Origin of the sequence: Pseudomonas yangonensis (genome assembly GCF_009932725.1) — a bacterium.
GTDB lineage: Bacteria > Pseudomonadota > Gammaproteobacteria > Pseudomonadales > Pseudomonadaceae > Aquipseudomonas > Aquipseudomonas yangonensis.
Genome location: NZ_BLJU01000016.1, coordinates 38,346 through 63,217, shown reverse-complemented (window position 1 = coordinate 63,217; position 24,872 = coordinate 38,346). Strand labels below are relative to the sequence as shown.

Genomic DNA, 24,872 nt, shown 5'->3' with positions numbered 1-24,872 from the left:
GCGGCGCAGTTGAGCGCACTGCTGGAGGGCGCCAAAACCATCGAAGAGGACGGCCTGGGCGTCAAGGTAGCGCGCCTGCAGGGCGGCGACTTCCTGAAGCTCTATCGGCGCAAGAGGCTACTGTCTTCGGACCTCTGGAACTTGCCGGCACAGCGCTTTGCGGACAATGCGCAAGGTCTGCTACGCCTCGGCATCACCGCACCGAACGTTCTTGATGTTCTGATGATCAGCCAATGCCGCTTGAGCGCTGTGCGTTACCAGCCCCTGCCAGGTGACACCTTGCGTGACCAGCTACGCCAGCAGGATGCTGCAGCGCGCACAGAGCTGGTGGCGAAATTCGGCACCTTTCTAGGTGAACTTCACCAGCATGGCGTCTACTTTCGCTCCCTGCATCTGGGCAACGTGCTGCACCTGCCGGACGGCACCTTCGGCTTGATCGACCTCTCGGACATGAAGCTGGAGGGAGGCCCGCTCGCATCATGGAAACGGCGCCGCAACCTGCAGCATATCCTGCGCTACGCGGAAGATATCGACTGGTTGACGCAACAACACCTTGATAGCTGGCTAGCTGGCTACGCGCGCAGTAACGGAAAGCGCGAGGCCGAACGCTTCGCCCGCGATCTCAAAAAATGGCTCAAGAACAGATGACCCTGCCATAACTGCATAATGATGTCGCGGCAGCGGTGCCGCTCTCATCTGGGGGCCACCCGCTCAGCGCTTGAGCCAGTAGCGCCAGAGCCCCTTGAGTGTCTTCAGATTGCGCGATCGCCAGGGAATCTGCGCCAGCAACTCGCCAGCCAGCACGTGATCCTCATTGGCCACCTTGGTGAACATGGCATTGAGATAACGCAGGCGCGTTGCTTCGTAGCCAGGGTGGTCACTGAAGCGCTGATAGATAGCCAGCTCGGTCTCGATCATCAGACGTCGGTTCTTGTAAGTGTTGCTTCCGTGCACGCGATACAGAGCAAGCGGCTCCTCGAGTATGTCGATGAAATAGCCGGCCCGCGCGATACGCAGCTCCACGAAATAGTCCTCGATGCGGATGCTAGGATCGAAGCCGCCCACCTCCTCCAGCGCCTCGCGGCGAAACAGCAAGGTCGGTGCCGGCGGTCCCGGCTTGCGGTCCATGAACAAGTCATCGAAATCGAGCCGCCGAGCCGGGCGATGGCGCTGTTTCTTGTCGGGCAATGGCTTGCCATCCCCGTCGATAAGCACGATGCCGCCCGCACAGATGCCCGTTTCTGGATGCTGTTCCATGAACGGGACCTGCAGTGAAAATCGCTCGGGCAACATCACGTCATCGGAGCCCAATGGTGCGATGTAACGGCCCTTGCTTCGGCCGATCATCTCGTTGAGCGTTGTGCACAATCCTTTATTCGCCTGCGCCACGAAATCGAAGCCGAGCTCCGCCTGCAGTCGCCGGATCACTTCGACGCTGCCGTCGCGCGAGCCATCATCGACTACCAGCAGCTCGATGTTGGGGTAGCTCTGCGCATAGACGCTGCGAATGCTGGCCTCGATGAAGTCTGCATGGTTGTAGGAGGAGATAAGTACCGACACCAAGGGAGGTAGGTTGTCACTTTCGGTCATCAAGACGATCCTTTCAGCAGCTGATCGCCTTCGAGCAGCTCACGGTATTTACGACGGAAATCCTCGATGTCGTGTTCGCGCCTGAGGTATCGGTAGGCTCGCTCCCCCTGCTCGATCCGCGCGGATTCGCTATCGGCCAGACTGGCACGCAGCTGCTCGGTCAGCGAGGCGACATCGCCTGGGGTGAACAGCCGTCCGCCAGCCCCCTGTAACAACGGCCGCATCGCAGGAATATCCGAGCCCATCACCGGCAAGCGACCGCACATACCCTCCAGCAGCGCGAGCCCAAGCCCTTCCTGCAGCGAAGGCATAGCGAAGAGATCAAAAGCCCTTACATAGCGCATGGCGTCGGGCTGTGTACCGCATAGATGCACACGCCCCTGCAGACCGGACTCGGCGACCAGCGCCTCAAGATTACCCTGCTCGCGCCCACCGCCGATGATGGCCAGCTGTGCGCAGGGGAACTCCTGGCTGAGGGCCGCGAACGCGCGAATCAGATGAGTGTGCCCCTTGATCGGCACCAGGCGCCCAATGGCACCTACGATCATCGGTTCCAGCGGTAAACCCAGCGCCTGACGCGCCTCGTCTCGCGACAGCTGCAGTGACTCGGCAAGATCGATGTCCAGCGCGTTGGTGATCGACACCGTGTTCGCTTTCGTGAAGCCACAGCGCAGCGACACCAAATAATCGACCACCGCCGGTGACACGCCGACAAAGCGCCAGCACTCATCGATCAGGCGCCTGGCCTGCCAGCGCCGATAGAACCGGTCGTATTCGCCAAAACCGTGGGACACGCCGATGCAACGGGCGATACGCAGCTTTTTGTTAAGGTGCATGAACAGGTTGACGGCCTTGAAGCGGTGCAGCAATACCACATCGAAACCTTCCTCCCGACAGAATGCCAGCAGGCGCGCTCGTACCTTGCGGCGCAAACCGCTCATGTCCTTCTCGCTGAACTCGAAAAAAACTTGCCGGCGACCAGCTGGGCTAACCGCACTGTCAGCAGGCCGGCCTTCAAGGTATGCATTGACCACCTCGAAGCGTTCCGCGGGCAGCCCCTGTAAAATCTGTTCGCCCAGATCGGAGTTGGTGTCCGCTGCGTTGTAACGAGTCTGCAACTGCAGGACCTTCAGCATCCTAGCCATCCAGACGGCCCATCCACAGACGAATCGCCTTGCGAAGATAGGAAAGCTTGAGCAGCACTCGCCAGTCGCTCGCCACCGCCTGGCGATAGAATCGCTTGGCGGCTACCGGATCCCCCGCCAGACAGGCACTACGGAATAGCGACAGACAACGCTGCTGATAAAAGGCTGCACGCAGCGGCTGCAACTCTTCAGGCAACCTCCTGAATACCTCGTCGACCAGCTCGACGCCGCCGGCCAGGCTGGAACTGAAATCATGACGCAGGCTATCGCTGTGCTTGTGAATCAATGCCAAGGGTTCTGGCAGCAGCGTAACCGGAAAGGCCGCAAGCGTTTGTGCAAATACCGGAATGTCCTCAGCGTTGCGAAAGCGCTCTGGATAGTTGCCGGCCCGGAAAATAGAACGATGCATCACACAAGCGCCGTTGGAGATGCTCAAGGTTTTGTCGAGCAGGTAGCTTTTGACCCGCTGGATAGGCGTCTGCGGCAGCTTTTCAGGCGAATGCTGGCGACGACGCCCGCTCTGATCGACCGACCAATGCCCACCGATGACCATGCGCGTCTGACCGTTGGAAGCAAGATGTGCGCGAATCAGGGCCAGGCTGTCTGGCGCCATTTCGTCATCCGCATCAAGAAAGATCAGCCAGTCATGGCGAGCCCTCTCGATACCCAGATTACGCACCGAGGCCAATCCGCCATTGTCCTTGCGCAACGCAATGAACCTCGCGGGAAACTCGGCTTTCAATGCTTCGATGACTTGCGGCGTGTGATCCCTGGAGCCGTCATCGATGATCAGCAACTCATCGTCATTACTCAGCTGCGGCACTACCGAGCGAACGGTGCGTCCCAGGGTCTTGGCATAATTGTAGGCCGGAATGACGATCGTGATCGCGGTAGAGCCACTCATTATTGGTCCCCTCCGACCCTTCGACTCAACATCTGGAACCCCCTGGCCACCCGATTGACACTCATGAACATCGCCCATCGATCACGCATGAAGCTCAGCGAGAAGATTGGGCGCACGACCTGACCAATCCCCCAACCCGGGCGCCAGCAAAACCCATCACGTCGCTTGCGGTAAAGAGTCAGAACCGGCACCCCTAGCGCCGAGGCAAGATGGCCGACCCCCGAATCGTTGCCGATCACATAACCGGACTCGTACAGGTAGGCGGCCAGAGCTTTCGCATCTGGAAATTCGGGAACCTCGAACTCGGCTGCAAACACGTCGAGGTGATCGCAGCGCTCCTTGGGAGACAGCACGAACTGAGGCTGGTAACCCGCCGAACGCAAGCGCCTGGCCAAAGCAAGGTATTTATGTGCGGGCCAGTTTTTCTTCACGTTGTATGAAAGCGGGTGCAACATCACACGCCGTGCATGGCGGCGATACTGGAGCGTGGGGGGCATCTGCAGGCCGATATCGCTATTGGCATCATTCAGCCCCAGGCGTATGCGACAGAAGGCGACAGCCTGCTCGACCATGCTGACGCTATCGTCCGGCAGGCAACGCAGCGGCCCGGCGGCTGCAGCCAGAGGGGCAAGAAGGCGCGCTTTTTCCGTCGGCAGTCGCGCCAGGGTATCGACCGCCGGATCCCGCACGAATCGTGAGTCGACTTTCAGTGTGCCGACGAAGACATAACGCCTGGCCAATTCCTCAGCCGCCTCAGCATAGCGGGTCAGCATGCTGCCCATGTCTGAGACGACCAGATCGAAACCATCGAGCGCCGCGAATGTGTCCGCAGGCAACGGCAGCGGCCGGGTCTCGAATAGCGGCAACCAGTCGTTCAGGGGGCCGAAGTGATTGCTCAGCAACGTTACCCGATAACCAGCGCGCGCCAGGTTGGCGGCCAGAACCAGATAGATGCATCCGTCCCCCAGGCCCATGGAAGGCACCAATGCGATACGACAATCAGCCGACACCACCGGTAGATGGGTATCAGCGTGCGTTAGAACCTCGGCCATCAAAACTCCCGCATAATCCAGTATCGTCCGTGATCAAGTGCTGCAAACCTTTACTGGACACATCCGCCCATTCGGAACGCCATGTCGATGTCGCTTCGACGCTCCTTCCTATCAGGATTCGGGCTGCTCTTGCGACTCGTCCTTTTCCTCTAGGCCCATGGCATGAAGTCGGGCGTAGTAACCGTTCTGCGCGAGCAGCGACTCGTGGGTGCCGCGCTCGACGATGCGCCCCTGATCCATGACCAGGATCAGGTCGGCCTTTTCGATGGTCGACAACCGATGCGCGATGACCAGTGTGGTACGACCTTCCATGACCTTGTCCAGCGCGGCCTGAATATAACGCTCGGACTCGGTGTCCAGCGCCGAGGTCGCCTCATCGAGAATCAGCACGGGCGCGCTCTTGAGCAAGGCCCGGGCGATCGCCAGACGCTGACGCTGCCCGCCCGACAGCATGACGCCATCCTCCCCCACCTTGGTGTCGAACCCCTGCGGAAGCAGATCGATGAATTCGCGGGCATAGGCAGCCTCGGCGGCCTGCTCCACCGCCTCGCGCGGCAAATTGCGGAGATCACCATAGGCGATATTGTTGACGACGGTGTCGTTGAACAGGGAAACCTGTTGCGTGACCAAAGCGATGTGCTTTCTCAGGTTCTCGATGCGGTAGTCTTCTATAGGCGTGCCATCGAGCAGAATTTGCCCTTGATCATGCTGATAGAAGCGCGGAATCAGATTGGCCAGCGTAGACTTGCCGCTACCTGAGCGACCGACCAGCGCCACCATCTGCCCCGGCTCGACGCTAAAGTTGATGTCTTGCAGGACGACTTTCTCAGTGTCCGGGTAGACGAAGCTCAGATGTTTGACTTCGAGAGCTCCGCTGACCCGTTCTTTCTCGACTGTACCCCGATCCGGTTCGGGCGCCTCGTCCAATTGCTCAAAGATACTTTCGGCGCCGGCAAGCCCTTTCTGAATGGTCGAGCTGACTTCCGAGAGCTGGCGAATCGGCTTGGGCAGAAGTCCCGCAGCAGTAATGTAGGCAACCAGATCACCCACACTGGCATCGCCGCGCAGGAACAGCACCAGGAACATCAGAAATGCCATGGCGGCGTAGTTCACCAGTTGCAGGCTAGGCGTGTAGATCGCACTGGTACGCGTCATACGCAGTTGCTTGCGCGTACTGTCCTCGCTCGCATCATAAAAGCGCTCACGTTCGTAGCGCTCGCCACCGAAACTGCGCACCACACGGTAATTCTGGATGGTTTCGGAGGAGACATGGGTCAACTCGCCCATCGCGCTCTGGATCTTGCGGCTCTGGCTGCGGAATTTCTTGCTCGCACTCTTAACCATCAGTGCAATGAGTGGCAGGATCGCCACCATCACCATGGTCAGCTTCCAGTTCATCCACAGCAGGTAGCCGAACAGGAAAACCACTGTCAGGCCTTCGCGCACCATGACCTTCAGGGCGTCCGTCGCCGCGCCGGTAACTGAACCGACGTTGTAAGTGATGCGCGAAATCAGGTAGCCGGTGGAGTGATTGTCAAAGTAACGGTTGGGCAGCGTCAGCAGGTTGTTGAACAGCGCGATGCGCAGATCCTGCACCAAGCCCAGCGACACCCGGGCAAGGTAATAACCACCGAGAAAGGAGCCGATACCCTGCCAGAATGTGATCAGCAACAATGCCAGCGGCACACCATAGAGCAATTGCATACTGCCGAGCAGCGGCAGCTCGACCATGCCGGCCTCGGGGCTGGCGAGCCCGTCGACGAAGTACTTGAGTAGCCCGGCGAGCATCGGCTGAGTCGAGGCAAAGATGATGTAACCGATCATGCTGACGCCGAACATCACCCAGTAGCGCCTCATGTAGCTCAACAGCCGCATGTACAACTTGAAGCTGGAGATCGGGGAGGCTTTGGTGCTTGAATCAGGCATGAGATGCTGGCTCTGGGGTGAAGCCGGCGATTGTACCACCAGGGAACACGCAACCAAATGCGCCTGAAAGCCGGTGTATTGCGACCGGCTCCCTGCGCTCAGAGCAAGCCTTGCAACTCTTGGGGTGGCCGCCAGCGCGTAGGCTTGCGAACCACACTTACCCCTTGTAGCTCAGCCAATACCGCCTGCGCATCGAATACCGGCGAATCGGTCGCTGAGCAATAGCTTGCGGCAAGCGTTTCGAGCATCTCGTCACTCAACCCCAGGTCACGCAGGCGCAACATGATTTTCTTGAAGTCATCCACGGCAGCTTCCTGACTGAAACCAGCCGCACGCTCGAAATCCAGCAGATAAGCCTGATCGGCCACAAGAAAGTTGTAAGGATTACAGTCGCCGTGGACGACCCCATGACCGTGCAGTTGGCCGAGCAAGCTCAGCGCCTGCTGAGCGCCTCGCTGCAACGCCTCCCCCGCCAGAGTGGCCAGCGGCACCCCCGGCAGGAAACGGGTGAACAGCAGGCTTTCGTGGAAACCCGGGTGACGCGACTCTGTGTACAGCAAAGGCTCAGGCGCCGCGAAACCGAGCGATCTCAGCTTGGCGAGCACCATCGCCTCGGTTCTCAGCGGAGAGTGATAGGGGCGGCGTAGAATCCGCTTCCACCAAGGTTTCATGGATCGCCTATAGCGCTTGACGAACAAGGACTCATTTCCCAGGCCAATCCTGGCGACCGCCCGTCCAGGTGCGAAATCGACCAGATCGACGAGAGGTGCCATTAGCCTCTTGATCTGTTTGCGCCCCATATGCTCATTTTGGAAGACTAGGGTTTTTCCCACCTCAAGCCTCCAAGTGAGTATCAGGTGCTTGCGGTGCGGCCTGCCGCTGCCCGATGGACCCATTCATGTATAGCCTCTACGCCCAAACGAAAGAAAAGCTCAGGTTCGCCACCTATCGGGGCTACAACCTCTGCAACCCTACGGCAGCAGTGCTGGCGCACTTGCTGTTTGACAAGCGCTCACCCCGCAAAAAGATCCGTAGCGCGATCAAGCTGATACGCCTGACCCCGCGCTACAGCCAACATGAGCAGTTAAAAGGTGACGCGTACATCTGGCATTGTGATCGCGACGACCAGACCAAACTCGCCCTGAGCATCGGCAAACGACTCAGCGAACAGCGCCGCCGGACCATCAGCTACATGCCCGCCATCAAGGAAGACAGCGTCAAGGCACTGGACTGGCGCGCCATGTACGCAGCCTGGAGGATAACACGGCGCTGTTCCCTGCCTCTGCGGCTGAGGCTCTATGTATTCAGCGCACTGTGCCACACCATCAAGCACTTCAGAGCCATCGACAGACTGCAGATTACCCAGCAGCTAACTTCACTGGTCAGCTACAACAGCGCCAATATTCCCGAATGTTTTCTGGTTGCCGCCTGCCGGCAAAAGGGCCTGCCGACCTACTCGCTGCAACACGGCCTGTATCATCGTTACCGTGGCGAGCAGCCAATCGACATCATCAACTACGAAAACGTCACTGCCGGCACCTTGCTGGTATGGAGCGAGTTCAGTCGCGCCGAGATTGTAGCGTTTCACCGCGATATCGGTCGCATGCCCGACTATCATATTCAGGTCGCAGGCTATATCGCACCGCCGGAGTCTCACCGCACTCCCCTTCCATCGGCACAGAGAGGAAAGCACATTCTCTGCGTGCTACCGGGCAAGCGTTATGTAGCTGACAGCATCGAATTGCTTGAGCTGTTGATGAAGCTGGCCTCTCGGTGTCGACTGACGGTGCGCCTGCATCCATTACTCGCTGATGACGCTGCATTGATGGCTGCCCTTCCATCGAACGCCTCCCTTGATGACAGCCCGACCCTAGCGCAAGCGCTGGCTAAAGAGCGCTACGACCTGGCCATCGGCTTCAACACCACGAGCCTGTTCGAAGCGATGCTGTTCGACGTGCCTTGCGCGCTGTATCGAGCGAACAGCCTGAACTTGATAGCCGACGGCGTGCCCGTTTTTTCAAATGCCGAGGAACTGGCGCAGCTCGCCGACGCCCCTATCGACACGCGCCAGCTTGCCGACTACCTGCTGGGCGCATCCTTCTTTCGCTACGCCGACATCATCAACGCAGCAGAAACCTGAGGGCCACGCGCCACTGGGCGGGGTAACGCAGTATCGCCACAGCCTGGAGCCAGCGAATGCGCAAAGGCAGTGGCAGATGCGCTCTTCTCAGTAGACGCAGCCAATAGCGCACCGCCATTTCCTCCTTACGGCGTGTCCGGGCTGCAGTGGCAGGCGTGGAGCAAGAGAACGGCAGCGACACCGGTGCCGAGCCGGCATAGGCGAGCGCCTGCCTGGCCCAGTCCTCCCGAAAGCTGCCCATTGAGAAGTGCAGAAGCTCAATGTCGAAAACCACGGCAACCTTGCGCTTCTGAGCGACACGCAAGCTGAAGTCGACATCATAAAAATGAAAGCCCGTCAGCCGCTCATCGAAGCGCGTTTCAGCCCATACCGAACGGCGCACAAACAGCCAGACGCCATCCAGCGCAACAACAGGCACGCATGGGCTCGTGCCGCTGTCGCCGGGCCTGGCGAAAGCAGCATCGCTGCACTCTCTTGTCGTCCCGTGCCAAACATTGATGCACAGATCGTCCTCCTCACCGCTGTGCCAGCCAGACGGCGTAGCCGCCTTGTAGCGACTTCCCGCCAAACCGATAAGGGCAAGCTCTGCATCGCCTGAGAAATGAGCGAGCGCACGCGCCCCCCAATTCGGGCTCAGGAACTCGACATCCTCATGCACGAAACACACGAACGGGTGGCTCGCCCTGGACGCGCCCTCGTTGTAAACCGCGCAGATACCTCGTCCCTCGATGCTGTTGTCTATGGCAATCAGCTCGTGTTCGACTCCGATCGTGGCCTCGATATTGCGAGCCACTGCCTGCAACCGTGCGGGTTGAGCGCTGCAGATCACAACGGAAATCACGCGACACGTCCCGAAAAGCCACTGTTCATTTAACTTTCTTTAGTCCCAGATAATAGAGCGGAAACTTGAGGTACAGCTTGAGCTTCTTGCGCAACAGGTAGCCTCGACTGCGGCCGAGCCACTTTTCCTCGAAGACGTACTTGGCTCGCTTGGTCATCAACCACTGGCGAGCGGAAGTATGAGTGCTCAGGGTGCGGCTATCGAGATGATCGACCACCGAAGAGGTGACCAGCACATGCCGCAATCCGTTTGCCTGTAGCGTCAAGGCATAGTCGTTGTCGGCGTACCAAAAGAAAAACCGCTCATCCAGAGCGCCGATAACATCCAGAATCGAGCGACGAAATACCAGGCACCACCCGGAAATTTCCCGCAGCACGCCGTAACCCGGATAGACGCCGCTGTCCAGAGGAAAACCCTTGGCTGGATGATGCAGCGAACAAGCCGGGCTGGCACTGCTGACACTCGGGTCCTGTTCGAACACGCTGAGCAGCTCAGAAGCCCAGCCAGCATGGAAAGACAGATCGTTGTTGCAAATGGCCACGAAAGGCGCCTGCCCTTCGCGAATGCCGATGTTCATATAGGCATGGTAATTGAACGCGCCCTTGGGATAGAGCGTTTCCACTCCCGGCTGCGTATAGACAGGCGCTTGTGCATTCGACTCGAGCACCCAGATACGGAAGCGAATCTGCTCAGGATCTTCGGAGGCGACCAGAGAGTCCAGGCAATGCTCGGTAACCTGGCGCAGGGCGTCATCCCTGGCAAAGCTGAGTATCACCACATCAAACCACACGGGCGACGATGAGGAAAAATCGTTCATGCGATATCTCAAAACGTAAGAATCACCGCCATCAGGAGCAGGCCAGAATGCGCGCCACACGATGCGCCCAGGTGTGCTCCGCAAGGAAGCGCTCCCGTCCCTTACGAGCGATACGCTCACGCTCTTCAGGGTTGGCCAGATAATGACGCACCTTGTTTCTCAGTTCGGTTCCTGAGCGAAAGACCTCGATTTCCTCGCCTGGCGCGAACAGCTCAGCGATTTCCTCACAGTAATCGGTCAACAGGAAACAGCCTGCCGATAGCGCTTCGAAAATCCTTAGATTGACGCCTGTTTCGGCGCCATAAAAATCCGAGCGGGTGATGTTGAGCAGGACACGGGAGCTCTGCAGCAACCGCTGCAACTCCTCGCCCCATACCGTTCTGTCGTCAACGCGCTGCTGCAGGCCCGAAGACATCAGGGCCCGGTTACGACGCCAGCGATTACCGCGCACAGAGACGTGCTCACGGATATTTTCCAGTAGGAACACCCTGCGCAGATCGGCGCTGCCGACGAACAGCACATCATGCTCCGGCTGAACCTGCTGTTGCGGCAGGACCACGGCACCGAATGGCAAGTGCAGAGCCTCCAGCCCCAAGGTTTCCCGAAAGAAACGTGTCGTGACCGCAGAGAAGGAGAACAGCTGGTCGTAACGTGGCAGCTCCTGCCCGATGAAGTAGAGAAATTCCCGACGCTTGGAATACAGGTTGCAGCTATCGGTATCGTAGAGCATGAAGCGTGCACCGGCGCCACGCACCATACTCGCCACCTGATCAACATCGTAGTGCTTGTACAGGAAGCCGATCACCAAAACATGTGTCGGCTCCTCCTCCTCCAGCAGCTTGCGCAGCGGTTGCAGCGACAACCGCGGCAAATGGGTGAAGCCGTCGCGCTCACGGACTTTGTTTCTCGCCTTGTACAGCGCCGAGGCCACGCCATACCAGCGACGTGGCTTCTGCTGCAACGCATCCCAATGGACCGCTGACACGCCAGCAGCGAGAAAGGCATCGTACAATTCGCGCCCTAGCGGCACACCACTTATGCCATCCAGAATCAAATACTTGCGTTTGCCAACAGGCGTCATGTCGCTATCGAGCATTTGCTCCATCAGTCATCCCTAGGCTCCGAGTACTGCTTTGCAACACCAGGCCGGTAGCTCGAATTAATAATCGCTTGATTGCCAGGAGCCCGCGCTGCCGCACACTGCGGGCAGCTCAGCACGCTTGCCTGGCTCGCGGTTTGAACAAAAGGTGTCGAAAGCGCTTGAACAGCTGGCGATCCCATTGTCGCAGGGGAATCTGCGCAAAAAGGCTCCATGCGAACCGCTTGTCCTGCGTGACAGCAGGGCCAAGTATCTTGGTTAGCAGCCGCGCCTTTCCAGACTCGTAAGCCGGATGGTCGCGAAAAAGATCTAATAACTGCATCCCGTAACGATACTCGGCAAGATAGTTACGCGACAAACCTCCGTCGTGCTTGCGATAAAGGGTCACGGGGTCGGGTATGACATCGATACGGTAACCGGCACGGGCGATTTTCAGCGTCATCTGAAAGTCCTGTACACGCAATGAAGGGTCATACATGCCGGCCGCAAGCATGGCATCGCGCCGATACATCACCAGATTCCCTCCTACCACCAAGGCCTGAGCAAGCGCCTGGGCGAAGTCATAGCTGCGAATCTCACGGGCCTTGTTTTTTTTCGGCAGTACCGCGCCATGCTGATCGATACGCAGCGCCCGCCCGCCAAGGCATCCGACTTCCGGGTGCATCATCAGGTAATGGGCCTGCAACGCGATGCGGCCGGGCACCATGACATCATCCGCATCGAACGTGGCCACGAATTCGCCATGCGCCAGTTCCAGCCCTTTGTTCAGCGCTGCGCTAACCCCTTGGTTAGGCTGGCGGATGAACTCCACATGGCGCACGACCGGATAACTGCGCCAGTCGCGCAGCGCATCCTCGATACAGCGCGCGCTGTCATCGGTCGAGCCATCATCAATCACGATCAGCTCGATGGACGGGTAGTCCTGCTCAAGAATGCTGCGCAGTGCATCACCCACATATGACGCATAGTTGTAGCAAGGCACAATAACGCTGACCAAAGGCGCACTGATGCGCTCACTCGCACTCACAGGCGAAATGCCGGCCAGCGAGACAGCGTATCGAAGAACCGCGGAGCGACCGCGGAGTCGACGAAGCGGCTTTCCAGCCGGCCGCGCATGTCTTCGCGAAGCCGCTCCAGCTCTGCCTGCTGAACAGATGCGACGTTTCGCAGACTGGCAGACAGGGCATGCCAATCACCGAAGGTAAATAGCTCCCCGCTCTCGCCAACCACCTCACGCCCGCCACCACAATCGCTGCAGACCACGGGCAAACCAGCCGCCATGGCCTCGAGCAACACCATACCGAATGGCTCGTGGTCAGAGCTGAGGGCGAACATGTCAAAAGCACGGAAGTAGCGCCGGGCCTGCGGCACCTGCCCGAGGAAGCGAACCTGCGCGGTGATACCCAACTCGGCTACCAAGGCCTTGAGCTTCGCCTCAAGCCGCCCCTCTCCCGCTATGACCAGCAGGCTGTTGTCCGGTAAGGTAGGAAGTGCGTCGGCAAAGGCGCGGATAAGCGTTTCCTGATCCTTGTCGGGATGCAACCGTCCAACGTTACCGACCACCCAAGCCTGACTCGGCAAGCCAAGTGCCTGGCGAGCGGCCGTACGTGACAGCTGCTCGGACTGTACGGCTTGCAGATCAATCCGGTTGTACAGCGTCTGAATGCGCTGCTGCGGCCACCCCGGCAAGCAAGCGCGTAAATCATCACGGACGGCGTCGGATACCCCTAACAGATAGAGCCGCTTGCGAAACAGGTTGGCAAACAGCTGCCGCGACTTGCGCCGGTAATCACCAAACGCGTGATGAATGCCGATCACCGGCAGTCTCGTACCCAGCATTGCTACATAGGCTGGCTTGGAGCGGTGGGCAATGCAGAGGGCGAAGTTACGTTGCGACGCGATGCGACGAATCGCCTGTATCGCGCCGAGCTTCAGACCCCTCAACTGCTTACTGCTGTACTCGAGAAAGACCACCTCATCAGAGGCAGATCCCGTCGCCACCTCTGGGTCGTACTTGCCGCTCAGATACACGGTCATGACCTTGTAAGGCGTGTCGGCAAAAAGCACGGCATATTGTCGGGCACAATCGAGGAATGGCCCATCGTAGCCATGGCAGATCTGCAAGACCCATGCCTGGCTCTTATTTTTATTGGTCTTCATTGATCCCAACTCTGTTCACGCCGACAATTCAAATGCGAGGACGCACTTAGGAAAGTCGCGACGACTACCGCTGGAAAAGCGCCTTATCGCTGTAATCCAGGCGATTGAAAGCCTCGACTCGATTAGTCGGAGGTAAACATCTTCAGGTTGGTTCAGTCTTTTAGATGAGCGGTAGCGAAGAAACCTTGACTGATGAGTCATCCTCATCAACATGCATGATCATCACATGCAGAGGGTCTCTCGGCGACGTCTGGCTAGCGCCGCCATAGTTGCAAACATTTCCTGCGCTTGAATGCGCGCGTCTTGCAGAAAATGCTCGACGTCCCCTAGCTCCTTCTCAGTGAAAGCGATGGTACGAGCATCGACCACGGCATCTTCGTAGGACGAGCGGAGACGACCACTTAATCCGACTTGCGCCAGCAGCGCTTCGATCTTGTGGGTGTTGGACGGGATTGCGTAGAACGGAGTGCCGGTGACCAGACACAGGGTGACAAGGTGAAAACGGCCCGTGATTACACCTTCTGAGCGCAGCAGCAGCTTCAGGAAGCGCGCGGGAGAAAGCACGGCGTAACGCCAGCGCAACTTGTCGATCCGCGAATTTGGCAAATCGGCGGGGTAATGGTGAAGGTAACTGGCAACAATACGGCGGTAGGCTTTGAACCGCTTGCGCAAGTTCTTGCGCAGGTACATATCGAAGCCTTTACCCAGCTGTAGCGGAGCGACCGTTCGAATGCTGACATAACGCAGCTGGGGATTGGCACAGCTGATGCGCCAGGCTTCACGCAAGCGCTCCGTGATAACGCTTCCATTGATCACCAGGCCACGGCGAGCAGGTGCACCGGCCTTGCATTCATAGGAGAGGGTCAGGTCTGGAACCACCTCGGCCGACACGCCAATCTCGTTCAGCGCAGCCTGACTCAGAACATCACGAACGAAAATGCGGGTAAAACAAGAGGCATCAGCGTTGAGCTTAACGTTGTTCTGCCAAACCGAATTGATCAGAAAACAGGGGACGCCGTGTTCCTGGCAATACCGCGCCAGCGCACCATAACGCAGAGCCAGCGGCGCATCATCGTGCATGGTGCCCTCGCCGTTGACCAAGCAGATATCCGCAGCACGGATGTCGTCTTGTAGCTGCTCGTCAGTCTGCCAGTCATGGTGCATCGGGCAGGCGCGCAGAATCTCCATGCCAGCCTGCTCAGCCAGCATGTAGACCTGCTGCATCACCAAATGGCAGCCGTGGTGCCCCTCCGAAGAGGTATCGTTGAACAGCAGCGCTTTCAGCCTCGCCTGGCTGTCAGCCAACGCTATTGCTCCACACCGCTGTTTGCAGCGATAGCCGAAACAGCAGCATCTTCCTTGACCACCAGAATGTCTTCCATGATCAGGTACTGCAGATCCGAGCCGTAGAACATGTTCAGCGCGTCGGTGGGTGAACAGATCATTGGTTCGCCACGGCGATTCAACGAGGTATTCAGGGACACGCCATTGCCAGTGAGTTTTTCCAACTCCAGCATCAGGTCATACCAGCGCGGATTGTATTCGCGCTTGAGCACTTGGGCGCGGGAAGTACCGTCTTCGTGAACGACTTCGCTGACGCGCTCCTTCCACTCGTCGTTGACTTCGAAGGTGAATGTCATGAAAGGGCTCGGATGGTCGACCTTGAGCATCTGCGGCGCCACGGTGTCGAGCATCGACGGGCAGAAGGGCCTCCAGCGCTCGCGAAACTTGATTTGCTCGTTGATACGGTCGGCCACACCAGGAATGCTCGGGCAACCGATGATCGAACGACCGCCCAGGGCGCGCGGGCCAAACTCCATACGTCCCTGGAACCAGGCCACTGGGTTGCCGTCTACCATGATCCTGGCGATGCGTTGCGGCATGTCATCGATCTTCTGCCACTTCGGCGCGTTCGGATGGCGGGCGCAGGCGGCAATGACGTCCTCATTGGAGTAAGCCGGGCCGAGGTAGACGTGTTCCATCTTTTCCACCGGCACGCCACGTTTGTGAGACACGTATGCAGCGGCGCCGACCGAGGTACCGGCGTCTCCGGAAGCCGGTTGCACGAACAGCTCCTTGACCTCCGGACGGGCAATGATCTTCTGATTGAGCTTGACGTTCAGCGCACAGCCGCCGGCGAAGGCGATCTTGCCGGTTTCGCGAATGATGTCGCCCAGATAGTAATCCATCATCTCCAGCGCCAGCTTCTCGAACAACGCCTGCATGCTGGCAGCGTAATGGATGTACGGATCGTCGGCGATGTCGCCTTCACGCTTGGGGCCAAGCCACTCGATTAGCTTGGGAGAGAAGTAATAGCCCTTGCCGTTTTCCTTGTAGCGACGGAAACCAATGACGTTGGCGTAGTCAGTGTTGATGATCAGTTCGCCGTTCTCGAACTTGGCCAGACGCGAGAAATCGTACTTGGCGGCGTCACCATAAGGCGCCATGCCCATGACCTTGAATTCACCGTCGAGCATCTCGAAGCCCAGGTACTCGGTGATCGCACCATACAGGCCACCGAGCGAGTCCGGGTCGTAGAACTCCTTGATCTTGTGAATCTTGCCGTTCTCGCCGTAGCCGAAGAAGGTAGTGGCGTACTCGCCCTTGCCGTCGATACCGAGGATCGCGGTCTTTTCCTGGAAGCCCGAGCAGTGGTAGGCGCTCGAGGCGTGGGCCAGGTGGTGCTCGACCGGCTCGATCTTGATTTTCTTGGCGTCGAAACCCAGTTGCTCCAGGCACCAGACGATCTTCTTGCGATAACGCTTGTAGCGGCGATTGCCCATGAGGATGGCGTCGAGGGCACGATCCGGTGCGTACCAGTAACGCTTGGCGTAGTGCCAGCGCGCCTTGCCGAACAGACTGATGGGCGCGAAGGGAATTGCCACTACATCGACATCCGACGGCTTGATACCGGCCTGCTCCAGGCAGAACTTGGCCGACTCGTAGGGCATCCGATTCTTCGCGTGCTTGTCTCGCACGAAACGCTCTTCTTCAGCCGCTGCAATCAACTTCCCGTCGATGTACAACGCAGCGGAAGGGTCATGACTAAGGGCGCCGGACAGGCCAAGAATCGTCAATGCCACGGATAAAGCCTCTTAACGCGGCTGCCTGACTCGACAACCGATACTGTTTGATTTCGATGAGCCTTCGCGTGAAAGGCTCAGGTGATAGTAGGCAAACGCCGGTCCAGCTCACGGTACAGGGCGCTGTCCGCCGGCCAGTTGCGCAGCAGCCGCGCCCGATCACGCGCATAGGCCGCCTTGAAGCTGCTGGCTTGGCCATGGTACTGCATGGCATCAAGATCGATCAGCGCCCAGCGGCCGTCTTGCCAAAGGATATTGTTGCCCTTGCAGTCGCCATGACTGATGCGCTCACGCAAAAGGGCTGCGAACAGAGCCTCCAGCGCCAGCAGGTCCGCCTCAGGAGGCAGTTCGTCTGCTCCGCAGGGGGCGAAACGAGCAATTATATCCATACCGGGCGTATGTTCGGTAATCAGATAAGCCTGGCGGCGTAGCCAAAACGTGCGCCGTTCCAGCACGGCCAGAGGCTTGGGCGTCGCGATGCCGAGAAAATCCAGACGATTGCCTTCGCACCAGCTGTGCCAGGCACGGCTTGGACGCCAGAAGCGCCGCAACCAATGCCCGAAGCCTTTGATGTTGTAGCGCTTGATGACCAGATGCCGACCGCCCTGCCGGATACGCGCCACCGTGGAAGAACCGCCCAGCTTGAGCGGTTCACCGGTAGCAATCGCAGCATCGGGGTCGGCCAGGACAGGCGCCAGCGCCGCGTCCTCGTCACGCCTCACTACCTGCAGGCGCGACGGCCCGCGCCAGACGCGGAAGGCCGTGCACTCGCGGCGAATCTTGGCCATGAACGAATGCATGCGCAGTCCTCGCGCCTTGGCCACCGCCCTGAGCAACGCCTCCAACGGCAGCGCATGCTCGCCATTTGCCAGCAGATAATGCACCAGAAGTTCTTCGATGAAGTGATCGATAGCACGGGGAAACAGCGCGAAGAATAACCCTAGGTTCTCCAGCACCCGATCACGGGAAAGCGGCCGTCCGGGCGTCTCGGAACGTATGCCACCACCATCGATCAGGTATAGGCGGCCCTCATGGCGTAGCAGGTTGTCCAGGTGCAGGTCTTCCTGCCAAAGCCCGCGACGATGTAGTTGGCCGATGACACCAAGAGCCTCGCCAAGTACCTGCTGCTGCGCATCGCTCAACCAGGCCCCGTCGACGACCCTCTGCCATTCATCCGCCAGGCTGCTGGCGACATCCAGAAACTCGAACAGCAGCCAGCCACCCTCGCCAGCAACAACGCCATGATCGAGCAGCAACGGCGTGCATAACCCCTGCTCAGCCAGCAAATGCGCGCCCTGCAACTCCCGCTCGAAATGCCGTTCAGCCTTGCTGCCAACCAGTATCTTGGCGAGCACACTGCGCCCTTGCCACTGTGCACGGCCCACGTAGCGCTGCCCGGGCAACACGCGCAGCAGACTGCACAGCTCGAGCGCGGTACCGCTTGGCAGGTCGATCAGCAAAGGCAGTGCGGGACTTCGTCCCGCCTCGTTCAGGAGGGCCAGCTTCATGGGCGTTGAGCCTTGTCTTTCAAGCGCGCCGTGAGACGCTGCAACCAGTGATCCACGTCCTTTCCACTGCCCAGATAGGCCGTCAGGAAGCCTACGTGGTCCGCCTCATTCCAGGAATTGGTGCGACGCAGCAGCGGCTCTAGATCCTTGACCCTGTCTCGCTCGCCAAGAACCAGCGGCCGGGTCTCCTCCAGATCGATCAGTTGAGCCGCGAAGCCGTCTTCCCGCGACTGCAGAAAGATGTGCTTGGGATAGAAACAGCCATGCAGCTGCCCCTTTTCGTGTACTCGCCGGGCCAGGGCGCCGCAGGCGCTGACGATCGCTTGCCGCTGCTCGTCCGCGAGCTGACGCCAACCTGGCAGCCAGCTGTCGAGATCCTGCCAGCCCTCCAATGCATGGGTCAGCAGCACAGCCCTGCGCTCGCCAGCGATATGCCGCTCGGCATAAAACGCGGCGCTCATGGCTGGAATACCCAACCGCTGGTAACGGCGAATGTTACGAAACTCTCGCGCCAGCGTTGGCTCGCCCAGTGGTCGCGCCAAGCTTCGCGTCAGATAATTGCTCTGGCGCTTGAGGTAGTAAACCCGGCCGTCCAGATCGAGCCGATAAACACTGCTCCAGCCGCCCCGCGGCGCCTTGTTGGGCTCATCGACCGCATGCAGTTCCAGCGACCAGAGCGCCTCGAAACTGGCCAGGCCATGACGTTCGAGCAGCGCCTGATCATCGGCGCCGATAAAGTCCTTCATTCCCTTCCCTCGAAATACCGCACGATCTGGCTGATACGTTGTTTGTCGCTGTCATTGAGGCGATCACGACCTCGATATTGCAGGTAGAAGCGCAGACGCTGAGTGCGGGACAGGTGATATTTGGCCACCTTGTCGAGGCAGGCAAGGTCCTTGACGATGCGGCGGCGCAAAAACGGCCCCCACCAAAACGCCCCAGTCGGGCAGTCGATGAAATACAGGCGCCGATGCTCGTCGATCAGCAAGTTGCGCCATTTCAGGTCGTTATGGGCGAAATGATGATCATGCAGGATGCGCGTGGAGCGAGCCAGCTGACAGCTGACATCTTCAACCCAGGCCCGATCACGCAACCGCGCATCTTTCTTGGAAGCGAGCCGCCACATGTCGGTCGTGCCGACCAGTTCCTGAGTAATCAGCGCGCCACGATGAAAAGCCGTACCCTTGCGTTCCAGGCCATAAGCGGCAATGGGCGCAGTGGGAATACCCCAGGCGGCGAAGTGCTTGAGGTTCTGCCATTCGGCTTTGACCCTTGGTCGGCCAAGGAAGCGTCTAATCCCCTTGCCGGCACCATGATAGCGCTTGACGTAATAGCGCAACCCACCGAACTCGACGCGGATGACGTCCGATAGCGGGTCGTGGGTGATGGCCTCGCCTTGCAACGCGAAAACCGCATCCAGCGAAGCGAACGCCCTGGCCGCCTCGGGCGTGGTCAAGGCGGTGACACGCCACTGACTCATGCGGCGCCCTCCTTTTCGTACTTGCGCACATATCGCGAACGCAGCCGGTCGGCCTTGCGCTGCAACCAGCGCAACAACGCGGCCTCGTCCTGCAGTATCTGGCGCAACGGGCGCTTGTCGATAGTGCAGAAATATGTCTTGAGAAAACGCAGCAAATCACGCTGGGTCAAACCGATACCCAACGCCGAGAAATACAACCCGGCCAGGTCCTTGTTGCGCCAACGTTGCGGCACCGAATCACGCACTTGAGCCCGATGCAGATCGATCACCGACAGTCGGAAATCATCGGCGTTGAAGGGCTTGTCGGTGTGCAACAGAAAATGACAGATGTAACAGTCCCGGTGGTTAACACCGGCAGCATGCATGCGTCCGGTCATCTGCGCGACGCGCCGGATAAGTGCCCATTTCAATACGGGTGCCGGCGGCTGATCGTGCCAGTTCAGCGTCAGCTGCTCCAGATCGACAGTAGGCGCCAGCTCTTCGGTAATGATGAAGGAATGCTGCTGTGCCGGATTGCTGCCACGCTCGCCGTAGGCGACTGCAGTCATGGTCGACACGCCGGCGTCGTTCAGACGCTGGATGGCCTTCCATTCCTGGCCGGCGCCCAGCACCGGCAGGCGGGCTGTAACGAGATTCTTGAGAATTTCTCCCCAGCCAATCCCGCGATGAATCTTGACGAAGTAGCCTTTGCCGTCCACCTCGGTACGCAGCGTTCGGCGCGCCTCGAGCTCACGGTAGACCTGCCCCTGCAGGCTCTCGACTTCTTCAAAGGCATCCTTGCCGGCCCATAAGGACTTGAATGGTTCAGCAAGAATCAACTGCATAAGCCTCCTTGTGGGAGCTGCGCCCTCGGGGTGGATAAGGCGGACGAAGCAAATCGGTCGCAACGACCAAAATCGCCCCATAGCGAGGAGAGCGCGCCCGATTGGTCGATACCTCCAGCCGCCGGCATGCTCACGGATGCGCCGCCAGAATCACATCGGCAGCCTTCTTCGGCATCGAATACAGGTCGGCGCTGTCGGCGTAGGCCAGGCCGTTGCGCCCCCAGAATGCACGGCGCTCGGGATCGGCGAGCATATCGGCCAGGGTGCGGTTGAGCTGCTCCTGCTCGAACGGGCTGGGCAAAACGCGCCCGCAGTCGGCATCGGCGATGTAGTGGGCGTAGCCGCAGACATCGGTGACTAGTACCGGCAGGCCGGACACCAGCGCTTCCAGCAGCACCGTGCCGGTATTCTCGTTGTAGGCCGGATGGATCAGCAGATCGGCGCCGAGCAGAAAGCGCGGAATGTCGCTGCGCCCCTTAAGGATTTGCACCTGATCGGACAGCCCCAACGCCTTGACCTGCAGCAGGAAGGGTTTGGGATCGTCCTGGCCGATGGCGATCAGCCGAGTACGCTTGCGCAATTCACGCGGCAAGGACGCCAATGCCTTGAGGCTGCGATCCAGGCCCTTGGTCTTGAAGCCGGAACCGATCTGCACCAGCAGCAGGTCCTCGTCGCTCAGCTTGAATTCACGACGGAACTCGGCGCGAATCTCGGCCGCATTGGCCGGCGCGCGGCGGTCCTGAGCGATGCCCGGCGGGAGCAGGTGGAAACGCTGCAGCGGCGTCTTGTAGTGTTTGATGAACAGCGGCTGCTGCACCTCGGAGATCATCAGGATCTCGGTCTTCGATTCGGGCGCGAACACCGCGCGCTCGTAGTCGGCGAAGTGCTTGTAGCGGCCCCAGCGGCGATAGATCGGGTTGCGCAGGGTCTGCGCCTTGTCCTCGAAACAGCCGTCGGCGGCGTAGTACACGTCAAGGCCCGGCATCTTGTTGAAGCCGATCACCCGGTCGACCGGATCGCGTTTCAGGTCAGCTTGCAGCCAAGCCGTGAATTTCTCGTTGCGACGATGGTTGAACAGCGCCCGTACTGGCGCCACGCGCACGTCGAAGCCGCCGGGATTTTCCCCTTCCCAGATCGGCGTGTAGACGCGAATGGCATGACCGCGCGCCTGGCATTCCAGGGCGATACGCATGAAATCGCGCTGCAGCCCGCCGAACGGGAAGTACTTGTAGAGAACGAAGGCCAGTTGCATAGCCGCTCCTTAAAGGGTGCCGGGAGGCGCCAGCAGCAGCGCCTCCAGTTCCAGGCCGACACGTTCGGCGCCGAGGCCATCGAAGCAGGGCTTGTCACGGTCACCGCTGCCGGCGCCCGGGCCGCTGGCACACAGGTGAATCTGGCTACGACCGTAGGCGCCCACCTTGCCGGGCAGGGTCGGGCCGTAGAGGGAAATGTTCGGTACATCCAGCGCCGCGGCCAAGTGGCCGAGCCCGGTGTCGACCGAGACGCAGGCGCTGGCGCCGGCGATCACCTTGGCTACGCCGGCCAGGTTCAGCTTCGGCAGCACCGCGGCGTGCGTCAGGCCGGCAGCGATGCGCTCGGCACGCGCCTTCTCCTGCTCGTTGCCCCAGGGCAGGCGTACGGCCCAGCCCAGTTCGTCCATACGCTCGGCCAGCGCACGCCAGTCGGCTTCCGGCCAGTGCTTGCTGGCCCAGGTGGTGCCATGCAGGAACACCAGGTAAGGCTGCGCGGTAGCGTCCATCATCGCCGCACGGTTAAGGCCGTAGTCACCGCTACCGGACGGCAGCGAATAACCCAGAGCTTTGGCGAACAACTGGCGCACGCGCTCCAGCGCGTGCTGATCCTTGGCCACCGCATAGCGGCGATCATAGAAGCGACTGGCCAGTGGCTCACGCGCCGAATCACGATCCAGACCGGCCACCGGCGCCGACACGTAACGCGTCAGCCAGGCGCTCTTGAGCAGGCCCTGGGCGTCGATAACCAGGTCGTAGCGGGTTTCGCGCAGACGCTGCTTGAAACGCACCCATTCGCCACTGCGCCAGGTGCGCAGCGGGTGCTTGCGCCAGCGGCGGATGGCCACCGGAATCACCTGGGACACCGCCGGATGCCAGGCGGGAATCTCGGCGAAACCTTCTTCCACCACCCAGTCGAAACGGATGCCGGGAATGGCGCGGGCTGCGTCGGTCAATGCCGGCAGGGTATGCACCACGTCACCAAGCGACGAGGTCTTGATGATCAGCACCCGCAAATCAGTCACCCTCGACCAGGGTCAGAGGCTCACCGACCAGTCGATCCAGCGCCTCGATCACCGGCCTTGGCTTGAGCTCGCGCAGGCAGTTGTAGTGACCGAAGCGGCAGGTGCGCTCGAAGCAGGGGCTGCACTCCAGACCCAGGCGAACGATCTCGACCTGATCGGCCAACGGCGGGGTGAAACCCGGCGAAGTGGAGCCATAAACTGCTACCAGCGGACGATTTAGTGCCGCCGCCACGTGCATCAGCCCCGAGTCATTGGACACCACGGCAGTGGCCGCCGACATCAGGTCGATGGCCTCGGCCAGACTGGTCTGCCCGGACAGGTTGCTGACCTCCTCGCGCAGGCCCGGAATCAGGCGCAAGCGGATGTCCTCACCACCGGCATGGTCGTTCTTCGAGCCGAACAACCAGACCTGCCAGCCCTCACGGATCTTCACTTCGGCGACCTTGGCGTAGTGCTCGGCAGGCCAGCGCTTGGCCTCGCCGAACTCGGCGCCGGGGCATAGCGCCAGCACCGGACGGTCCAGCTGCAGGCCAAATTTGCTCAGAGCGGCGTCACGGCTCGATTCATCGATCTGCAAACGCGGCTGCGGATAGGGCTGCGGCAACAGAGCACCGGGCTCATAGGCCAGCGCCATGAAACGCTCGATCATCAGCGGGTAGCGTTCTTTGTCCAGCGTGCGGATATCGTTGAGCAGGCCATAGCGCATCTCGCCCTTCCAGCCGGTGCGCTTGGGAATGCCGGCAAACCAGGGCACCAGGGCGGATTTGAGCGAATTGGGCAGCAGGATGGCCTGATCGTACTGACCGGCCAGCGACTTGCCGATGCGCCGGCGCGTGGCCAGATCGAGGACGCCATGGCCGAGCGGCAGGCTGAGCGCGGCGCGCACTTCGGGCATGCGCTCGAGGATCGGCCGGCTCCAGTCCGGCGCCAGTACGTCGATCTCGCACGCAGGGTGGCGCTGCTTCAGGCACTGGAACAGCGTCTGCGCCATCACCATGTCGCCTACCCAGCTTGGCCCAACGATAAGTATCTTCATAGTCTTTCCAGAAACGACCGGGGAGGCTTTCGCCTCCCCGTCGAGCCTTCGAGCAAGCGCTTATTTAACCAGCGTACGCCATTCGGCGTGGCCGCTGGTCTTGCCGGTGACCAGATCGAAGTAGGCCTTCTGCAGCTTCTCGGTCACCGGGCCACGGCGGCCAGCGCCGATCTTGCGGCCATCGACTTCGCGGATCGGCGTGACTTCAGCGGCGGTGCCGGTGAAGAAGGCCTCGTCGGCGATATACACCTCGTCACGGGTGATGCGCTTCTCGACCACCTTGATGCCGTGCTCTGCGGCCAGGGTCAGGATGGTGCTACGGGTGATGCCGTTGAGGCAGGAGGTCACTTCCGGGGTGTACACCACACCGTCCTTGACCAGGAAGATGTTCTCGCCCGAACCCTCGGCCACATAGCCTTCCGGGTCCAGCAGCATGGCCTCGTCGGCGCCACCGGAGATGGCTTCCTGCAGCGCCAGCATCGAGTTGATGTAGTTGCCGTTGGCCTTGGCGCGAGTCATGGAGATGTTGACATGGTGGCGGGTGTAGGAGCTGGTGCGCACCTTGATACCGGCTTCCAGCGCCTCTTCGCCCATGTAGGCGCCCCAGTGCCAGGCGGCAACGATTACGTGCACCTTCAGACCCGCGGCGCGCAGCCCCATGCCTTCGCTGCCGAAGAACACCATCGGACGCAGGTAGGCGCTTTCCAGGCCGTTCTCGCGCACAGCAGCGCGCTGGGCTTCGTTGATCTCTTCCTTGGAGAAAGGAATCTGCATGTTGAAGATGTGCGCGGAGTCGAACAGGCGATCGGTGTGCGCCTGCAGGCGGAAGATCGCGGTGCCGTCCGGAGTGTTGTAGGCACGCACACCTTCGAACACGCCCATGCCGTAGTGCAGGGTGTGGGTCAGCACATGGGTGTTGGCTTCGCGCCACGGCACCAGTTTGCCGTCGTACCAGATCACGCCATCACGGTCGGACATCGACATCTTGCCTG

General features: G+C 60.0%; 23 protein-coding genes. 2 read left to right on the top strand and 21 right to left on the bottom strand.

What is annotated here, in order from left to right; translation table 11 throughout:
* The first annotated feature begins 9 nt into the window (after positions 1–9).
* Positions 10–648: a BUD32 family EKC/KEOPS complex subunit gene (locus GYB81_RS16970; RefSeq protein ID WP_233787605.1), complete on the top strand. Its 639-nt coding sequence runs from the start codon at positions 10–12 to the stop codon at positions 646–648.
* Positions 649–711: 63 nt separating this feature from the next.
* Here GYB81_RS16970 and GYB81_RS16965 read toward each other — a convergent pair whose 3' ends face one another.
* The 6 genes from GYB81_RS16965 to GYB81_RS16940 all read right to left on the bottom strand — a co-directional run bounded on the left by GYB81_RS16965 (position 712) and on the right by GYB81_RS16940 (position 7,390).
* Positions 712–1,590, bottom strand: a complete 879-nt coding sequence (locus tag GYB81_RS16965) for a glycosyltransferase (protein WP_161864672.1) — start codon at positions 1,588–1,590, stop codon at positions 712–714.
* On the bottom strand, positions 1,590–2,735 hold the full coding sequence (locus GYB81_RS16960; protein ID WP_161864671.1) for a glycosyltransferase: 1,146 nt from the start codon (positions 2,733–2,735) through the stop codon (positions 1,590–1,592). Before GYB81_RS16960 ends, GYB81_RS16965 begins: the two co-directional genes overlap by 1 nt.
* Positions 2,728–3,639, bottom strand: a complete 912-nt coding sequence (locus GYB81_RS16955) for a glycosyltransferase family 2 protein (protein ID WP_161864670.1) — start codon at positions 3,637–3,639, stop codon at positions 2,728–2,730. Before GYB81_RS16955 ends, GYB81_RS16960 begins: the two co-directional genes overlap by 8 nt.
* Positions 3,639–4,691, bottom strand: a complete 1,053-nt coding sequence (locus GYB81_RS16950; protein ID WP_161864669.1) for a glycosyltransferase family 9 protein — start codon at positions 4,689–4,691, stop codon at positions 3,639–3,641. The genes GYB81_RS16955 and GYB81_RS16950 overlap by 1 nt, the downstream gene beginning before the upstream one ends.
* Positions 4,692–4,802: 111 nt before the next feature.
* Positions 4,803–6,617, bottom strand: a complete 1,815-nt coding sequence (gene msbA / locus GYB81_RS16945) for a lipid A export permease/ATP-binding protein MsbA (RefSeq protein ID WP_161864668.1) — start codon at positions 6,615–6,617, stop codon at positions 4,803–4,805.
* Between the two features lie 98 nt (positions 6,618–6,715).
* Positions 6,716–7,390, bottom strand: a complete 675-nt coding sequence (locus GYB81_RS16940; protein ID WP_161897898.1) for a lipopolysaccharide kinase InaA family protein — start codon at positions 7,388–7,390, stop codon at positions 6,716–6,718.
* Between the two features lie 125 nt (positions 7,391–7,515).
* Here GYB81_RS16940 and GYB81_RS16935 point away from each other — a divergent pair, with 125 nt between their 5' ends.
* Complete coding sequence (locus GYB81_RS16935) at positions 7,516–8,757, top strand: hypothetical protein (protein WP_161864666.1); 1,242 nt, start codon at positions 7,516–7,518, stop codon at positions 8,755–8,757.
* On the opposite strand, the gene GYB81_RS16930 is transcribed toward GYB81_RS16935, so the two are convergent.
* From GYB81_RS16930 to GYB81_RS16860, 15 genes are all read right to left on the bottom strand, one after another.
* Positions 8,738–9,550: a glycosyltransferase gene (locus tag GYB81_RS16930; protein WP_233787604.1), complete on the bottom strand. Its 813-nt coding sequence runs from the start codon at positions 9,548–9,550 to the stop codon at positions 8,738–8,740. The genes GYB81_RS16935 and GYB81_RS16930 overlap by 20 nt on opposite strands.
* 73 nt (positions 9,551–9,623) lie before the next feature.
* Positions 9,624–10,415, bottom strand: a complete 792-nt coding sequence (locus tag GYB81_RS16925; protein ID WP_161864664.1) for a glycosyltransferase family 2 protein — start codon at positions 10,413–10,415, stop codon at positions 9,624–9,626.
* A 31-nt stretch (positions 10,416–10,446) separates the two neighbouring features.
* The gene (locus tag GYB81_RS16920; protein WP_212629068.1) at positions 10,447–11,520 is read right to left on the bottom strand and encodes a CgeB family protein; all 1,074 of its coding nucleotides are present in this window, start codon (positions 11,518–11,520) and stop codon (positions 10,447–10,449) included.
* 106 nt (positions 11,521–11,626) lie between these two features.
* Positions 11,627–12,541, bottom strand: a complete 915-nt coding sequence (locus tag GYB81_RS16915; protein WP_349292056.1) for a glycosyltransferase family 2 protein — start codon at positions 12,539–12,541, stop codon at positions 11,627–11,629.
* Positions 12,538–13,674, bottom strand: a complete 1,137-nt coding sequence (locus tag GYB81_RS16910; RefSeq protein WP_161864663.1) for a glycosyltransferase — start codon at positions 13,672–13,674, stop codon at positions 12,538–12,540. Before GYB81_RS16910 ends, GYB81_RS16915 begins: the two co-directional genes overlap by 4 nt.
* 222 nt (positions 13,675–13,896) lie before the next feature.
* The gene (locus tag GYB81_RS16905) at positions 13,897–14,979 is read right to left on the bottom strand and encodes a polysaccharide pyruvyl transferase family protein (RefSeq protein WP_161864662.1); all 1,083 of its coding nucleotides are present in this window, start codon (positions 14,977–14,979) and stop codon (positions 13,897–13,899) included.
* Positions 14,980–14,981: 2 nt separating this feature from the next.
* Positions 14,982–16,757: a carbamoyltransferase family protein gene (locus tag GYB81_RS16900; RefSeq protein WP_161864661.1), complete on the bottom strand. Its 1,776-nt coding sequence runs from the start codon at positions 16,755–16,757 to the stop codon at positions 14,982–14,984.
* Between the two features lie 77 nt (positions 16,758–16,834).
* Positions 16,835–18,265, bottom strand: a complete 1,431-nt coding sequence (locus GYB81_RS16895; protein ID WP_161864660.1) for a lipopolysaccharide kinase InaA family protein — start codon at positions 18,263–18,265, stop codon at positions 16,835–16,837.
* Positions 18,262–19,011 carry a lipopolysaccharide kinase InaA family protein gene (locus GYB81_RS16890; protein ID WP_161897897.1) on the bottom strand — a complete coding sequence of 250 codons (750 nt, stop codon included), beginning with the start codon at positions 19,009–19,011 and terminating at the stop codon, positions 18,262–18,264. The genes GYB81_RS16895 and GYB81_RS16890 overlap by 4 nt, the downstream gene beginning before the upstream one ends.
* Positions 19,008–19,745 carry a lipopolysaccharide kinase InaA family protein gene (locus tag GYB81_RS16885; RefSeq protein ID WP_161864658.1) on the bottom strand — a complete coding sequence of 246 codons (738 nt, stop codon included), beginning with the start codon at positions 19,743–19,745 and terminating at the stop codon, positions 19,008–19,010. Before GYB81_RS16885 ends, GYB81_RS16890 begins: the two co-directional genes overlap by 4 nt.
* Positions 19,742–20,569, bottom strand: coding sequence for a lipopolysaccharide core heptose(I) kinase RfaP (rfaP, locus tag GYB81_RS16880; RefSeq protein WP_161864657.1), 828 nt, complete (start codon positions 20,567–20,569; stop codon positions 19,742–19,744). Before rfaP ends, GYB81_RS16885 begins: the two co-directional genes overlap by 4 nt.
* 130 nt (positions 20,570–20,699) lie before the next feature.
* Positions 20,700–21,821, bottom strand: coding sequence for a glycosyltransferase family 4 protein (locus GYB81_RS16875; protein ID WP_161864656.1), 1,122 nt, complete (start codon positions 21,819–21,821; stop codon positions 20,700–20,702).
* Positions 21,822–21,830: 9 nt separating this feature from the next.
* Positions 21,831–22,835 carry a lipopolysaccharide heptosyltransferase RfaC gene (gene rfaC / locus GYB81_RS16870; RefSeq protein ID WP_161864655.1) on the bottom strand — a complete coding sequence of 335 codons (1,005 nt, stop codon included), beginning with the start codon at positions 22,833–22,835 and terminating at the stop codon, positions 21,831–21,833.
* Position 22,836: 1 nt separating this feature from the next.
* The gene (waaF, locus tag GYB81_RS16865; protein WP_024306702.1) at positions 22,837–23,880 is read right to left on the bottom strand and encodes a lipopolysaccharide heptosyltransferase II; all 1,044 of its coding nucleotides are present in this window, start codon (positions 23,878–23,880) and stop codon (positions 22,837–22,839) included.
* A 60-nt stretch (positions 23,881–23,940) separates the two neighbouring features.
* Positions 23,941–24,864 carry a branched-chain amino acid transaminase gene (locus tag GYB81_RS16860; protein WP_041976492.1) on the bottom strand — a complete coding sequence of 308 codons (924 nt, stop codon included), beginning with the start codon at positions 24,862–24,864 and terminating at the stop codon, positions 23,941–23,943.
* Positions 24,865–24,872 lie beyond the last annotated feature (8 nt).